Source organism: Gammaproteobacteria bacterium (assembly GCA_016199745.1).
Lineage (GTDB): Bacteria > Pseudomonadota > Gammaproteobacteria > Acidiferrobacterales > Sulfurifustaceae > JACQFZ01.
Genome location: JACQFZ010000022.1, coordinates 137,635 through 153,875 on the forward strand (window position 1 = coordinate 137,635; position 16,241 = coordinate 153,875).

Genomic DNA, 16,241 nt, shown 5'->3' on the forward strand with positions numbered 1-16,241 from the left:
GGGTATTCCCGCTCCAATTCTGTCGGCAGCGGAAAGATCGACCAATATTCTTCTAAGAATTCGAGATATTCTTCAAAGTCCATAAGTCGTTTTCATCTTTTCGATGGTTTGCCACTCGCCTGGCGGGCGAGATCGAGTGTTTTTCGCAAGCTATGCATATCCGAATATTAGCTGTTACCGCCCAATAAATGGACAAGAAAGGCTGGCAGCGTTGCGGGTATCGAGCAGTCCCTTTAAACTCCGGGCGCTCCCAAATTACGGTGACTTGGCACTTCTAATGGGCATCAAATCCGATAAGTGGATCCGCCGTATGGCGGAGCAGCACAAGATGATCGAGCCGTTCGAGGCCGGTCAGGTCAAGCGCAACGGCAGCGGCCCGGTCGTGTCCTACGGCACATCGAGCTACGGTTACGATATCCGCTGTTCGAACGAATTCAAAATTTTCACCAACATCAATTGCACTATCGTCGATCCGAAAGCGTTCGACGCCAAGTCGTTCGTCGATTTCAAGGGCGATGTCTGCATCATTCCGCCGAACTCGTTCGCGTTGGCGCGCACTGTCGAGTATTTCCGAATTCCGCGCGATGTGCTGACGATTTGCTTAGGCAAGAGCACGTATGCGCGCTGCGGCATCATCGTCAATGTCACACCGCTCGAGCCGGAATGGGAAGGGCATGTGACGCTCGAGTTTTCGAATACGACGCCGTTGCCGGCGAAGATTTATGCGAACGAGGGTGTGGCACAGGTATTGTTCATCGGCGGTGATGAGGTGTGCGACGTCTCTTATAAAGATCGCGGCGGCAAGTACCAAGGTCAGCAAGGTGTCACGTTGCCGAAGATTTAAACCACGTGTCCCCCTCCCCCGCAAGGGGGGAGGGGAGCCCTTCGATCAGTGTCTAATGAACGCCGTACCCGTCGGTCCCGTGCCGGCTTCCTGATATACCGCAGCACCTTGCTTCGCCCAAACGTAGTGCGGCACATTTGCCGGTGCGACATACACTGCACCGGTCGGAACGGCGACGACCTTCGTTTCGTCGAACGTGTCACCGAAGCCGACGTAAATCGTACCCGCCAGCACTGTGCTGCTACGTTCATCGGGATGCGTGTGCGGCGGAATCTTCCCACCAGCGGCGAGTTTCACTCGCAGTAGATACGGTCCAGTTTTTTGCTCAGCGCCTTGTACCCATGCGCCCTTCAGTGCGGGATTGTCGGGCGGGCCGGCCCACGTTAGCTGATCCGGCACGATAGGCGCGGGTGCCGGCGCATCGGCGACGGCGACGCAGGAAACGATGCTGCATAGCGCTATGAATGTCAGAAGCGGTTTCATGGATTGGCCCCAGCAGTGACTTAGTACTTTCATTGAGTGCGCCACGGTTTTAATCGCATTCAATCCGCCGGGCAAGCCGTTGATTTGGTCGGCGCGGGTGGGCAACCCATAGTTGCCCACCCGCGCCGCTAACTACAGCGTTTTCAAATATTCGAGCAGCGCGTCCTTTTCCTTCGTCGGTAAGAACACACCATACTCGTGCCCCTGATTGCCGCTGGCGCGCTCGTGTACGTCGAACTTGCTGCCGACGCGTTGTGCTTCGACACTGTCGATAACGAAACCGACGTTCGCCGGATCGTACAGATCGTAGCCGCGATAAAAGATCTTGGGCCGTTCGGCGACCGGCTTCAGTAAGTCGCGTAACGTCGGCACCGAGCCGTTGTGCAGGTACGGTGCCCGCAGCCAGATGCCGTCGAGGAAGGCGGCGACGTAGCCGCTCGGCTCGTTCTCGACCAGGCCTTTGCGTTGGATGCCGAAGTTGCTGACGACACGATTGGCTTCAATCGCGGCGGCCTTGCTCCATGTGGCGAGACGCTCACGATCGGTGCCGACTTCTTCAACCGGAATGCGCGTGCCGGTGCGGTCGCTCTCGTGGCAGCGGACGCAATACCCTTCGTACACGGCGCGGCCGGCCTTCAGCTTGGCTTGATCGATCGGAAACGGATACGGCGGTGCTTTGATCTCGCCGAGATATTTTTCCAGCCAGGCGACATGACCGAGGAAATCGTCCGTGTCATGCGGTTTGGCACCGAGCAGGCCGAGTGCCGAATCGATGATGACCGAGCGCGCATCGTGGCTGTCGCCGCCGAAATTCATGAGATTGCCTTGCTCCGGCCGGTACTTCTTCAGGTTCCACACCGACGGCATGTCGGTCGGGCCGATGGAGTTATCCATCGGCACGTTGATCATGAAGTACTTGGTGAGATTGAAGGCGTCGTCGCGCCCACGACCCCATTCGGGAAAGTCTTTACGGTAGATCCAAGCGAATTGCTTTTCGCGTTCGAGCAATTGCTTTTTCGTGATCGGAATGAGGACAAAACGGTAAATCGTTTTGTCGAGCCACGATAACTCGGTGACTAAATTGATTTCGCGCATCAGCGAGTCGGCGTTGAAGCGCGGATCCTTGGCGCAATCGACCAAGAAGCGGAAGAATGCTTCGAGGTTGAGCGTGTGATTCGGACCGGCGACGACGAAAGTTGGGTTCTCGTCGGCATTCTTGCGATAGCTCGTGGTATGGCAAGCGGCGCAGTTATTGGCGACGCGCGGGAAGCCGATGACTTTTTTGGTGAAGCCGACCGGCAACTCCTGACCTTGCTCCCAGGCAACGCCAAACGAGGCGTAACCGCCGGGGCCGGGCAACTTGTCCGGGAACATGCGCGGCAATACGTAGAAAATCCAGTACGGAATGCCGGCGTCGTACTCGGCGCCGATGGAACCGTACTTAAAGCGCATCTCCGACGTTGCCGTCACCCAGTCCGGCTGTGGTTCGGCGCGGAAGAACTTGTACCAGCCGACGTAGCCGCCGATGGCGCCGAGGATCAGCAGCACGGTCAAGGCAGCGACAAATTTTCGTTTGTTTGATGATTTTTTCGTGTTCATGTTTTTCTCCTTCCACTTTCTATTTCCCCTCTCCCTCCGGGAGAGGGGAAGGGGTGAGGGACGTACCGATCCGTTACATCCCTCACCCCATCCCTCTCCCGGAGGGAGAGGGGGAGTAGGTTCGCTGATGCGATTTGTTAGAACGTCTTCATGTATTCGACGATCGCGTCTTTGTCGGCCGGCGGCAGCGACGTGCCGTAGGCTTTGCCTTCATGGCCTAGATTGCCGTTGCTCGGCAGACTCGTGTCGTAACGGAAATATTTGCGGCCTTTCTCTTCGGCGAGCGTGCTGACGAAGCCGACTTTGATCGGATCGTACAGATCGTTGCCGCGATAGAACACGCGCGGTCGTCGCCACGACACTTCGAGTAGATCGCGCAGTGTCGGCACCGAGCCGTTGTGCAGGTACGGCCCACGCAGCCAAATGCCGTCGAGCGGCATGTTGGTGTAGCCGTAGGTCTTGCGGAAGTTTTGGAAACGCCACGGGTAACCGGCGTAGAGCGTGCCCTGGTTGACCGCGAGCTCGTAGGTATACGAATCCAAACGGCCGCGATCGGTGCCGATCTCGGCGATCGGCGTCACCTGGCCGACCTTATCGCCGGTGAAGTCCTGACCGTTTGCGCCGTGGCAACTTACGCAATATTGCTTGTACAGCGCCGCGCCGCGGCCGGCGAGATCTTTATTAATGGGATACGGATACGGCGGCGCTTTGACATCGCGCATCCATTCTTCCAGACGGCCGATGGCATCGATGTCGAGCGTCGCCGGCGTCGTACCGGTGCCGAAGGCAGCGCTTTTGTTACGCTCTTCAACTTTGGTGTTGTTGCCGTCCCAATGTAACTGCATGCCTTGGCGCGATCGCTGATTCCAAACCGATGGGAAATCCGCGGCACCGTGCAGCTCGTGCTCCGGTAACCGATCGAGCGGAATGTTGAACAGGATCTTGGCAGCGTTGAACGTGTCGACCCGTCCTGGGCCCCACTCGACGCCGTTGAGCGTGATGTTGAGTCGGCCTTTCAGCATCAACAAGCGTTCGCGCATCAGGCCGATGGCGACCGGATAAACGACGTAACGATCGAACGCATTGAGCCCACCGGCCAGTCGCTCGACCTCCGGTACGATGTATTCGGCACGGAAGCGTTCGTCGGCGGCGCAGTTGAACATGAACCGTTCGAACGCCATGAGGTCGAGCCGCGCGGCCGGCATACCGAGGTACACGCGCGGCTCGGCGTCGGGTTTGTCACGCACGGTGCTGTGATGGCATACGGCACAGTTGAGAAATACGCGGTCGATGCCCAAGTGGCGGCGTTGCATGACACCGATCGGCAAATCTTTGCCCGGCTCGTACACCAGGCCGAACGCTTCGTAGCTGCGCGGTGCGCCGTTATCGGGCAGGTGCGAGGCGCACACTTGCGGCAACGCCCGCCAGATCCAGTAGGGAAAACCGGATTCGCGTTCGCCGCCGGTTGAGCCGTATTTGAAATGGTCTTCGATATTGGCGTATGTGACTGGTCGGTCAGGCAGGAAACGAGCGGCGAGATAGATCAGCGGTACGAGAACGATGATGAGCACAAGCGCGAGCAGAGTCAGAAAACGCCGCCGCCACGGTGCGATCGGGCGGTCGGAGGGAAACTTGATGCGCTTGTTCATGCTTTTTCTCCAGGTAAACAATTTGTGCACAGCACGTGCCACTCCCGTCCTCCCCCTCAAGGGGAGGGACTGAGGGTGGGGGTGGGTTACGCTGCTGTTACCAAACCTACCCCCACCCTAGCCCTCCCCCTGAGGGGGAGGGGACTCAGTGCAACGTTTCATTGGTGGTGCATGGCCTAAGCGTTTCGTAATCGGTTAGCGTCATTTGTTCGACACTGGGCACCGCACCTTGATCGGCGCGCAGCAGCTGAGCGACATAGTTGTTGATTGCCGCAAAGTCTTCGCTCGCGCTCCAATGTTCCGGCGCCAGTCGCAAACGATCCAACGCCGTGCGCGGCGGCATCGGCGTTTTCGGCCGGGTCGATGCAGCGAGTTGCCACATGTTCAGGCGAAAATAAATACGCGCGGCGCAGTGGCGGATGTTGGCCGCCACTTGCTCGGCGTTGCCGTAGAGAAAGTTCGGTGGCGAGCGCTCGTGGGTTTGATGGCAACTGGCGCAATACGGATAGAACCGTTTCACTTCGCGACTCATCTGCGCGATGTCCGCCGCGGCGTCGATACCGACGTCGTCGGTTTGAGCGGTAGGCAACGCCAAGTCACTCTGGCAGCACGGGCGATAATCGACGCCTAAGCGAGCGAGCAATGCCGGCACAACGATTAGGCGTCGGAAGGGTTTTTCGGTGAGCGCGTCCGTGGCGTCGTTCTCCGTGGCGGTGATGAGCTGATCGATCGCTTGCGCGATCGCCGTGGCATCGCTAAACGGGTTGTCGTCGAGCGCCTGCCATTGTATGCGTAAACCGTTTAGCCGTCGCCGCAACCGACGCACGTCGGCTTCGGCGAGAAACGCCGCCAGCTCAATCACTGCCTGTTTGGCGAAATCGATTTGCGCCGGTCGCCATATGGCGATCGGCGGGCGCGGCAACAACGGCTCAAACCGCGCCGCTACATGTGCCAGCGGCAGGCCCGCCGGCAACTCGGCGTCGCGATACGGCCGTTGCAACGGATCGCGGTTGGGGATGTCGGGGTCGGCGATGGCAAGGCCGTAGGTCCAGCGCAAAGCGGCGTTCTGGCGTATCAGCGGTGCCGCCGCGCGCCAGCGGTCGGTATCGGCATCGAATCCGCGCCCGTCGTTTAGGCGGTACTGCAACGCCGCTTGCAACAGCGCCGCGCGGCAACGAATCGCCCGCGTTGGTTCGGCGTCACAGCCCTCGCTCCAAAGTTTTTGCGCGGCGGCGTAGCGATTGGCGCGGTCGGTGGCGTCGTCGATGGCGTTCGGTATGTCGACGCCGCGATCGATATCGATGCCGTAGAAATCTCGATGTTGCTCGTGCAAACGCGCGGCGACAGCGGTGTTGGCATTGGTCTCGTCCCACAGCGGCCGCGAGAAGATTGGCGCCTGATTTTGATGACAGCTGGTGCAGATGCGGCGGTTGGCGTAGACCAGGCGCGGCCTGCCGCCGGCGCGGTAATCTTTCACCAATTGGAATTCGAAGCGGCCGGCCGTTTCGTTATAGCTAATGACTTCGATCAGCTCGGCGTGTTCGTGATAGCCAAGATAGAGCCGGTCTTTCAGCAGCGGTCGCAGTAGATCGCTGTTCAACGGCTCGCCGGTTACCGCCACCACGACTCGCGGATAGGTAAAGAAGTCCGGTGCAGCGGTAGTGCGCTGCAGCGATCGCCCGAGCGGGATCAATACGGCTTTGAGACAAGACGAGGCGCTCGAAATCGCCGCCGGCCGACAGCCGGTTTTATTTTCGATGCGCTTGAGCAGAGCGCTGAGCGGGAACGGAATGTCGTAGGCCGATTGGCGATCGACGTTGTTGCTGGCGATAACATCGAACAGCGAGCGCCCGGCCGGCGGCAGATCGGTGCCGGCGATGTGCGGTACAACGGCCCACGTCGGTAACGGTGTGCTATCGGTAGCGGATGCTGGTGGCACTGGTTTGGCGAAATAGCGCACGACAATAGTCGCTCCAATGGCGATCGCGGCGACGGCAATAATGCCGATCCAGTACGTTCGTTGGATGCTTCCTTTCATTTAGCGGAAGCTCCGCTGCACCGATCTGGCGTCATCCCCACGCAGATGGGGATGACGTTGGTCATTCGCCGCTCACCCAATCCTCGATGAGGAGGGCGGCACAAATCGACGTTACTTCGCGGCGACGGTCGCCCGCTGCGTGCCGCGCCAGCAATCCTCCGCCACTTGTCCGGATTTCGCGAACGCCGGACCGTCGCGATCGGCGATTTCTTTGTTATACAGCGTGAAGTTCAACAAGAACACTTTGCCGGCGTAAGCGCGGCCGAGATAGAAACCGGGATGGATCATGCGGATCTCGTCGCGGATCATGAGGCCGTGACGACCGGCGAGAAAATCCGGGCGCTCGCGGTAGCCGGGTAACTCTTCACTGTAGGCGTAGTCGATGATGATCGACTCGCGGCGTGCGTCGAGCAGGCTTTGACCGCAGTAAAGCTTGGCCGGGAACAACAGCCACGCGGTCTTACCGTTGACTGTGATCGTGTCGAGCGTACTGGTATCGCCCTGAATCAGCGGTTTGATTAGCGTCAGATCGTCGATGCGGTTACGCAGCAAGCGATCGTTGCGGTAGAACACCTTGCCCTTCCATAGCGTGCGGCCGATGGTTTCGAGTTTGCTCGCTTTGAATTCAACGACCCGACCGGCGATGCCGCCGATGATTTCGGTCAAGCGGCGCTCGCCGCTGGTACCTTTCGGAAAGAACAAGTTACCGTCGAACGCGCCGTCCGGAATCGGTCCGGCGGTTAGGCGCGCGTAGATTTGATCAACCTGTTCTTGATCGAGCACGGCGAGATTCTCGGGGGTGATCTTCTCGAGATCTTTCAGCGACAGCGGGTATTGATGTTCGATTTCGGCGAAGTCGGGTTTTGCGGAGTAACCGTCGCCGTAGGGCGCAAAGGCGATATCGAGTTTCTCATGGCGGTTGCAGGCGCCGACAGCGGCAACGGCGAGGGTGACGGTCAATACAGCCATGCGTGTTTTCACGATGGATCTCCTAAATAGCTGGGCAATACATCCCTCCCCTTCAGGGGGAGGGACCGAGGGTGGGGGTGGGTTGGGGCTTTGCTTAGGCTCGGCCCCCTTCGTTTGAACCCATCCCCACCCTTTACCCTCCCCCTGAGGGGGAGGGGACGTCGGAGGAAAATCATTTTTATAGAGTTGCGAGAAAGGCGGTCAGCGCCTTCTTATCGGCGTCGGGCAGATCTTGCCCGAAGGTGTGGCCGCCGTTCTCGATGGTGTCGGTGCAACTGCTGTAAATCTCCAGCAACTTGTGCTCGCGCTTAATGATGTCGACCAACTTAGTTGGATTCTTCATTACTTCGTTGGCGGTACGCTGTAGCAACGCGGTTAGCTCTTTGCCTTCCTTGTCGCCGTATTGTTGTACCAACTGTGTCTGCAGCTCCGCTGGGCGCAACCGCGCGATCACGAGATCGCCGATGAAACGTTTGTGTAGGAAGTTGCCGAGGCCGCTGGCCTTAGTGCCGGCCGGAATCGTCAGCGTCAGGCCGAGCAGCTCGCGCTCGGCGTCGCCGTCCCACAGTTTCGGTCCGAAGGCGATGTTTACTTCTTCGTTGAATAGCGTCGCCTTGGTTTTGCGTGCTTGCGGGTTCAGCAATTGATGCATCGATTCCTTATATAGCTTGAAACGGCCGTCGACGCTCGGATCGTAGGCCCAGCATGCCGGCTGTTGATTTGGCGGCAGCATCTTGCCGTCGGCGTCGATATAACGCGGCCGATCGAAATCGTTCGCCTTGTTCGCCGGCTTGCCACAGATTTCCGGACCCATGGCGTTGTTGTGCATCAATGGCGCGTGTGCCCAAACACTCAGTAACGAGATGTTGCGGTAGTAGCCGCGACCGCCGCTGGCGTCCTCGCGCACGTTCGGATCAGATGGTCGCGCCCGCAATGTTTCCGAGCCGTACTCTTGATAAATGTGGCCGGTCATGTGGTTCGCATGCAGCGCGCGGCAACGGTAAGTGCCGACTTCGCTGACTTTGGTGGCGCCGTCGTTACCCATCCAATCGGCGCGCAGACCGGTTTGCGGATCGAGCGCGCGGAAATCGCGATTCTTGAACGGACCGCCGACATTTTCCGGAATGCTCGAATGGCAACGCGCACAGTTCTGCGCGAACACGTCGTGGCCGCGGCCGACGGCACCTTTGCCGAATTCTTTTTCGAGATCGGCGACCAGGTCGTCGTAACCGTAGTTGGCGCCGGCGTTGCGTTGCTTGCGTTCGTTTTTGCGGGCGACGAACAAGTCGGTGGCGTTGTTCTCCTTTGACATCAGGAAGCTGACGATGTTGGGCAGCCGATCTTCGATCGCGCGAAAGTTCGGGCAATCACGGCGGCACTGACCAATGTTGAACGGCGTTTGGCCGAAGTTGCGCGCCTGCGGGTCGAGCTGACGCAGATCGGTGAGATGGTTCACCCAGCACTGCTCGGAGCACGAGCCAATATTAAAGTAGACGCGTTGCACCGCTTCCGGCGCACCGATGCTGTCTTCGCCGCCTTTGAGGATGTGGTTTACCGCTTCTTCTCTTTCGCCACGTTGCCAGCACTTGTTGTCGCGGCCGGGTTCGCACCAGCAGCTGCCGGCCGGCGCATCCTTGGCGCATAACTGCACTTTGCGCCACTTAATAACTTTCTCGTTGGCGAAGATCGGCCGTTGTTTGAGATTGATAATGGCGTTGATCGTGCCCGGGTTGTTCGTTTGGTCGCTGGGGATCGCCGAGGTGTCGGTCGTGCCCGGACGCGCGTGCGCGAACATTTGCCATTCGAGACTGTTGGTCGGCATGCCGGAGCCGAGCAACTCCGACACACGGATATATTGATTGCCGATGCCGCCCTTCAAATTTTCCCACTTCGGCTGGGACGGGTTTTTGGGCGGATTGAGCGGATCGAACGAGATGTGACACAGGCCGCATGCTTGACCTATTAAGAACGGCGGCTCGACCGAGTCGTCGCTTGTCTGACTCAGTTTCCCGCCGGGGCTTTGCCGCGGTAAGCGCTGGCGCCAGCCGTTCCAACTGGCGAAGCTGCCGTTCAGTTTCTTCCAGGTCGCGGCGTTGAAGCGCGGGTTCGGGAATTTGCGCAGGCCGAGAACGCCGGTCGAGGTGCCGAAAGCGAGATCGCACGCCGATTGCCGTTGATCTTTCGGCCCATGGGTATCGCTTAGATCGACGGCGGTGTCGGTCAGGCTGCACGCCGGATCGCGATAGCCTTCTTTGCCGACGAACTTCAGCAGCTCTTCGTCGCCCGGACACCATTCGAGACCGTAGGTCTGGTCGAGGCTCTTCGCCGGACAGCCGGGTTTGCCGGGTATACAGCACGACGGATCATTCATCGTGCCCCAGGCGCGGAAGCGATCATCGCGCTCGCCGGCATTCAGCACACGATACCAATCGATATAAACGCCGAGTCGCTGCGGCATCGTGTACGAATGAAAGCGGGCATTGCCGGCGGTCGCTTTGTACCAGATTTCGCGGCCGACGCGTTCGGAATCGTTCAGACCATTAGCACCGGCATAAAAGCCACGCTCGTCATAACCGGCGGCGGAGCCGGCGCCGTTGGCGGTGATTGAGTCGGCGTTAGCGGAGGGGGCGATGATGGCGGCGAAGATGGATAACGCAGCGCCTAAGACGGCAGTGTAATAGGCAGGCTTCATGGTCCCTCCCTGTTCGCGATGAGTTCGAATCCGTACGTCCTGGGTCCTGTGAGTATGGACGTCCAATGTCCGCGGTGAATGTATTAGAAAAAATTAGCCCCCGCAATAAGTCTGAGGACTAGCCAAAAAGTCGAGTTGCAAGGTCGGCGGGAGTAGTAGCTAGGGCGTGTCACCAATTAAACCAACCAAACCCAAATAGCCGCACAATAAATACCCGCCAGGAAGTTCCGCGCCGGTCGATGCTTTCACGCTGAGTTCTTCCCATGAATTGATAGGGCCGCATTCGATCGATACAAGCGTGCCCTTGCTCTCCCTCCCTAGGTAGCGTGGTGCGCGTTATCCCGCACTTGCTTTTGGCCCAGCTTTGCTTAACGCCGAGCAACCAAGCAGAACTAATTTGTGATGGCATCCCGGTAGAATTCGCTGTAGCAAAATTGTCACGACGCTTACTAACGGCAGATGCGACAAAAAAAAGCCCCGTCCTTGCGGACGGGGCAAATCGCTCAGGGGAGGAACAACTCTTTAACTACTGCAATACACCGCCGATGACCGCCGGAGCATCGGTCACATCGGGCTTTTGAGCTAAGGTGTGGCTTACGGTACCGATATCCGCCGATGTCGGCAGCGTGAGTGTGCTGTCGGTGAACAGATCGCCGGCGGCGAGACCCGCGTTGCTGCAGGCGGAGACGTCAGCGCTATTGCTCGTGTTCGACAGCAGCATGCTCTGCTCCATCTCGATGGCCTTCACGATGTAGTCCCTGGTGCCGTCGTTGATGATCACGCCGTCCTTGAGGGTGATCGCCGTGTGCCAGCGGTTCGCATTGTTCGAATCCTGGATCCACGGGAAGCCGAACAGCTGACCCTCGCCTTCGTACTGCAGCAAGAACTTCTTGCCCTCGTACGCGACCGCCGTGGCATCGCTCGGATTGCGGTTGTCGCCGGTCGCGAAGGTGTAGGTGAAGTGCAGTGGCTTGTCGAAGGTCGCGAACGTGCCGTCTGATACCTTCTGCACCGTCACCATCTGGTTCCAGTTGTTGGAGCCGGTTTCCCAGTGATACGACGAGCTGGCGCCGTACACTTCCCACGGATTCGACACGGCCGTGGTCACCATCTCGTTGGTGTTGATGCCCCAGCTATGCCCAAGTGAGCTGATGTCGAGCGCGCTGAAGTCGACGACGTTGCCGAGATGATCCTTCACCAGCAGCTTGCCGCTGCTCACATATGCCTTGTAGGCATACGAATCGCCCGGGTTGGTTATGTCAGCGTAATACAGATCATTTTCGCTGGTCAGTCCGGCGATCGTCGTCAAGCCGCCCTTTAAGCAACGTTGATAGCAGTAGAGCGTGACTTGCGTCGAGCTATCGGAGCCGAAGATCGAATCGCTCGGCGACACGAACTCCTGCGCGTAGAACGTCACCGTCGAGTCGCCGCCGAGGTAGTTCACCGATCCACCCAACGCATCGGACCAGAGCCCGATCATCATGTGGCTCGCGGGCGTGACATCCACCGGCGTGCCCAGATCCTCGCTGCTCGGACCGGTGTCGCCGAAGGTAACGCTACCCGTCGCAACGAACTTGTTGGCGCCGAAGCCGTAGGCGTTGGTGGTATCGACGACGACGACGTACTGACCGAACGTGGCGTAGTTGTCGAGCGATCCCCAGTAGAACATCTCCTCACCCGCCATCTCGGCCAAGGTCAAGGTGTTAGCGGTACGCTTGACGAGCTTGCCCGGCGCAACGTTCACCGTGTAGTTCGTGGTGGTGTCGCTGCTGAAGTCCATCTGCGAGATGGTCGTGCCATCCGGCAGTGTCCCGCCTTCGTACCACACGCCCCAATAGCCGACGTGACCGAACTTGCCGTTATACGTGAACGGAAAGCCCGAGTTGAGTGTCACGCTTGCACCCGTCGCCGCGTTGTACACGTTGTAGCGCCACACCTGGGTGTTGAAGTCGGTGCGGCTCAAGCAACGTTGCGCCTCCGGGCTGTTGTCGTTGTTGGTGTCCTTCGCGCGCATCATTAACGATGCGTTGAAGTCGACCGCGAAGTTCTTGGTCTCGGTCACGACGCCCATCGGTCCCGGTCCGTCGAAGTCGCCGGTCTCGCTGCGCATCGCGCGGGCGTGGCCGGAAGTGCCGGAAGCGTCATCGAGGATGACGTTCGCCGCTTCCTTCGAGCCAAACGCCAGATTCTGGCCCGGTAACAACTCGCCGCCGTTGAGCATGATGAATTTAAACTGCGGCTTGTCGTCGGCGTTGTCGACGGTTTGCAGCGTTCCGTTCATCATCTCGACGAGCGTTCCGCTTTCGGCGCCGCCTTGCAGCACGCCGCTGTCGATCACCCCTTTGAAGTTCAGCACGAAGCTACCGTACGGCTTGGTCGCGCTGGTGCCTTCGGTGATGGTGATTTGGGCGAGGATCGTCGAGGCGTCTTCAGGGTTGGCGCTGTCAGCGCCAGGCACCCAGACTTTCACGATTTGCGGTGCATCAGCACTCGCACGTGTCGATAACACAGTCCACGTTTCGTAGCTGGTCGTCGTGCCGGTGCTTGACTGTCCGGTCGAGCCGGAGCTGCTTTGGTTCTGGCCTTGCCGGCACTTGTTCTCGTCGACCAGTGCGATGTAGGCGCCTTGGTTCACCATCTCATCAGTCTTGAGCTGGCCGAAATAGCACAGGATTTCGTTGACCGTCGACAGCGAGTCCATCGATTCGTCCCAGACGTAGACGTGCTGCTCGTCGCTCGCGTACTCGCCGCTCGGCAGCGGATCCTGCACCGCCCGCGCGGTCGTGCTGCGCATGCCGCGCAAATGCGATGAGCTGTCTTCGTCCTGCGCTGTGACGACGCTCATCGTGCTGGCGATCTGCAGGCCGCTAACGGAATCGCTCGATTCGCTGCTGCTGCTGCCGCTGTGGTTACAGGCGGCCAACCCGGCTGCAAGCACGGGGTATAGCCACCATTGCTTAGGTACTCGATTCATTTACTCCTCCTTCGCTTAAACGATTGAAAAAAAGAAATCACCCAAAGCACATCGACGTCTCCAATGTGCAATACGTGTGCCCTAGGCTCAGGAAAGGATGGACGGTGTTTTATGAGAGTACGAACGGTAGAAAATCGGGCGCACCAAGGCGGAAACCCGACAACGGCGTGACGGGTTCCGGGCGGGAGAAGCCGCGGAAAAATTTAGTGTTGTTTACGGAAACGTGCCGCGGTGGCGTTTATGCATCGTTAATGAGTGATTGCGCTATCATCCTCGGTGGGTTTCCCCAGCCCGCACGTGAGGGCGTGTGAATAACAACACTAATTCCACCGATGGCTCCGCCCGTTTGGCCGAATGGATCGGCCGATGCGCGCTCGGCGACGAAGCGGCGTTTGTCGCGCTCTATCGAGCCACGTCGGCGAAACTCTTTGGCGTCGTCCTGCGTATATTGAAGACACGCCATTGGGCGGAAGAAGTGCTGCAAGAGGGGTATATGAATATTTGGCGCCATGCCGGCAGCTACAACCTAAGCCGCGGCGCGCCGATGACTTGGATGATCAACATTGCCCGCAATCAGGCGCTCGATTTTCTGCGCCGTTCTGAATACCGCGCTCTTCGTCACGAGCATCTGGTCGAGCAAGAATTACTGGACGAATCCGATCAACCCGCGCAAGTCCTCAGCGCCGAGCTGGAACGGTTGCACCGTTGTCTAGACGGACTGGCGGAGGCCCAACGGCGTTGCTTGTTGTTAGTTCATCACGAGGGGTTTAGTCCGATCGAAGTCGCGCAGCGGCAAGGCTTGCCGCTTGGCACGGTGAAGACCTGGGTGCGGCGCGGGTTGTTGCGGTTACGCGAGTGTCTCGGCGCATGAAATACGACGATCCGGCATTGCAGGAATTGTTGGCCGGCGAGTATGTGCTCGGTGCATTGCGCGGCGCCGCGCGGGCGCGGTTCGAAACGTTGTTGCGGCGTGATCCGGCACTGCGCCGGCGGGTAACGCAGTGGCAAGAACGGTTGGCGCCATTGGCGCAAGAAATCACTGAGGTACCGCCGCCGCGCCGAGTGTTGCGGCAACTGCGGGCACGCTTGCGGGCGGGTGCGACGGAACTCCGCTGGTGGGAGCGGCTCGACTTTTGGCGGCCATTCGGCGCGACCGCTGCAGCCTTGTTAATCGCGTTGACGATTTATTTCGGCATGCCGATCGAGCGAGTATCGGCGCCGCTTGGTCCACGGTATGTCGCGGTGTTGGCCGACCAGGCCGAGCAGCCGGCAGTCGTTGTTATGGCGCATGTGAATCCGTGGCGACTGACCGTTGAACCGTTAGCGTCGGTGACGATACCGCCCGGGCGAGTGCTGCAGATTTGGGCGGTCGAGCGCGGCACGGGGGTTGTACGACGGCTGGCGCGGCTGACGTCAGCTGATGCGCAACAGACAGCACTGACGCAAGCAGGTTGGCAATTCGTAAAGGGCGCCGAGTCATTGATCGCTACCGCCGAGCCGATTGAGGTGGCGTCGACGGTTCCCACCGGTGCGGTGATTTATTCGGGGCTTTGTATCAATTTGAAAAGTCTTTAAGTAAGCCTTGTTTTAACTCACCCCGCTAGGGCGGGGGAGGGAAGTGCCGTTGACGTCGTTGCGACGGTCTAGTTCGGTAGCACGCGGGCGAAGAACGCCTTGAGATAGGCGGTTTCGGCGATCGCCGGATGCATCGGATGATCCGGGCCCTGATGTCCCTGCTCAACGATTTCGAGAAAACGATCGACGTGGCGGCTGGTTTTGAGCAGCACATCGAGCAACGACTCGCGCGCCATGTGATACGAGCACGAGCACGACACCAGGACGCCGTCTTTGGCGAGCACTTGCATCGCCATCTGATTGACGCGCTGATACGCCAGCATCCCTTCCTTAATATCCTTTTTACGTTTAATGAACGCCGGCGGGTCGAGTACGACCACGTCGAAGCGTTCGCGTTCGGCGCGTAAATTTTTTAATGCCTCGAACACATCGGCGCGTTGCGCGCTGACACGTTCGCTGACGCCGTTCAGTGCGGCGTTGCGGCTGATGCCGTCGATCGCCCTGGCCGAGCTGTCGATACACACCACCGACTCGGCGCCGGCGACCGCCGCCTGCACGCCCCAGCCGCCGAGATAACTGAACAGATCGAGCACGCGCAAGCCGCGTACGTACGAGCGCAGTCGCGTGCGATTGGGACGTTGGTCGTAGAACCAGCCGGTCTTTTGTCCGGTTGTCGGCCCGGCCTCGAAGCGCACGCCGTTTTCTTCGACGGTGACGAGCTCCGGAACTTCGCCGAAGGCGGTTTCGACATACGACGGCAGGCCTTCAAGCTCGCGCGTCGAGGTATCGTTACGAAACAGCAGCGCCTTCGGCCGCAGCACTTTCTGCAATGCCGCGGCGATCTCGTCTTTCACCCGTTCCATGCCGGCGGTGGTGATTTGCGCTACCAGCACGTCGTCATAGCGGTCGACCACGAGTCCCGGCAGGGCATCGCTGTCGCCGAAGGCGAGGCGATAGTACGGTTGGTCGTATAGCCGGCTGCGCAGCGACAAGGCAATGTTGAGGCGGTGCACCAGCAGCGATTGGTCGAGTACATGATCATCGCGGGCGATCAGGCGCGCGCAGATCAGCGCGTGCGGATTGACGTAGCCGGTGCCGAGCGGGCGACCATGGCTGTCCTCGATCACCACCGGTTGGCCCGGTTCAAACTGATTGATCGGCGTTGCGCGGTTATCGACTTCGTTGCTAAAAACCCATACATGTCCGGCGCGCAGACGGCGATCTTCGTTTTTGTTAAGGCGTAGTGGGGCAAGCGACATAATTTTTCGATTCGACGATGCAAAAAGAAGTCGTAGTATTAAGACTTTGTTCGAAAAGTCCATCCATAGCTTGTTTAATCACACACGAATCTAGGTATTCCAGCGTCGAGTCGGCGAAAAACGCGGTCTAGTACCGCAGTACGATTGTTTCCCGCCTTA

The 16,241-nt window shown here is 59.1% G+C and carries 11 protein-coding genes; 3 read left to right on the forward strand and 8 right to left on the reverse strand.

Annotation, left to right across the window (positions count from 1 at the left end; genetic code table 11):
• The first annotated feature begins 277 nt into the window (after positions 1-277).
• Positions 278-844, forward strand: a complete 567-nt coding sequence (locus HY308_05595) for a dCTP deaminase (GenBank protein ID MBI3897758.1) — start codon at positions 278-280, stop codon at positions 842-844.
• 45 nt (positions 845-889) lie between these two features.
• On the opposite strand, the gene HY308_05600 is transcribed toward HY308_05595, so the two are convergent.
• From HY308_05600 to HY308_05630, 7 genes are all read right to left on the reverse strand, one after another.
• Positions 890-1,327, reverse strand: coding sequence for a cupin domain-containing protein (locus tag HY308_05600; protein ID MBI3897759.1), 438 nt, complete (start codon positions 1,325-1,327; stop codon positions 890-892).
• A gap of 132 nt (positions 1,328-1,459) precedes the next feature.
• A complete protein-coding gene (locus HY308_05605; protein MBI3897760.1) occupies positions 1,460-2,926 on the reverse strand; it encodes a hypothetical protein in 1,467 nt (488 codons plus the stop codon).
• Between the two features lie 137 nt (positions 2,927-3,063).
• Positions 3,064-4,575 carry a c-type cytochrome gene (locus HY308_05610; protein MBI3897761.1) on the reverse strand — a complete coding sequence of 504 codons (1,512 nt, stop codon included), beginning with the start codon at positions 4,573-4,575 and terminating at the stop codon, positions 3,064-3,066.
• Positions 4,576-4,720: 145 nt separating this feature from the next.
• Complete coding sequence (locus HY308_05615; GenBank protein MBI3897762.1) at positions 4,721-6,613, reverse strand: hypothetical protein; 1,893 nt, start codon at positions 6,611-6,613, stop codon at positions 4,721-4,723.
• Between the two features lie 111 nt (positions 6,614-6,724).
• The gene (locus tag HY308_05620; protein MBI3897763.1) at positions 6,725-7,582 is read right to left on the reverse strand and encodes a hypothetical protein; all 858 of its coding nucleotides are present in this window, start codon (positions 7,580-7,582) and stop codon (positions 6,725-6,727) included.
• A 178-nt stretch (positions 7,583-7,760) separates the two neighbouring features.
• Positions 7,761-10,118 (reverse strand): cytochrome c, encoded by a 2,358-nt coding sequence (locus HY308_05625; GenBank protein ID MBI3897764.1) that lies wholly within the window; start codon positions 10,116-10,118, stop codon positions 7,761-7,763.
• A 682-nt stretch (positions 10,119-10,800) separates the two neighbouring features.
• The gene (locus HY308_05630; protein ID MBI3897765.1) at positions 10,801-13,248 is read right to left on the reverse strand and encodes a hypothetical protein; all 2,448 of its coding nucleotides are present in this window, start codon (positions 13,246-13,248) and stop codon (positions 10,801-10,803) included.
• 307 nt (positions 13,249-13,555) lie between these two features.
• Between HY308_05630 and HY308_05635 the strand changes: the two genes are divergently transcribed.
• Positions 13,556-14,119: a sigma-70 family RNA polymerase sigma factor gene (locus tag HY308_05635; GenBank protein ID MBI3897766.1), complete on the forward strand. Its 564-nt coding sequence runs from the start codon at positions 13,556-13,558 to the stop codon at positions 14,117-14,119.
• Complete coding sequence (locus HY308_05640) at positions 14,116-14,823, forward strand: hypothetical protein (GenBank protein ID MBI3897767.1); 708 nt, start codon at positions 14,116-14,118, stop codon at positions 14,821-14,823. Before HY308_05635 ends, HY308_05640 begins: the two co-directional genes overlap by 4 nt.
• Before the next feature lie 68 nt (positions 14,824-14,891).
• Here HY308_05640 and HY308_05645 read toward each other — a convergent pair whose 3' ends face one another.
• Positions 14,892-16,082: a class I SAM-dependent rRNA methyltransferase gene (locus HY308_05645; GenBank protein MBI3897768.1), complete on the reverse strand. Its 1,191-nt coding sequence runs from the start codon at positions 16,080-16,082 to the stop codon at positions 14,892-14,894.
• Positions 16,083-16,241 lie beyond the last annotated feature (159 nt).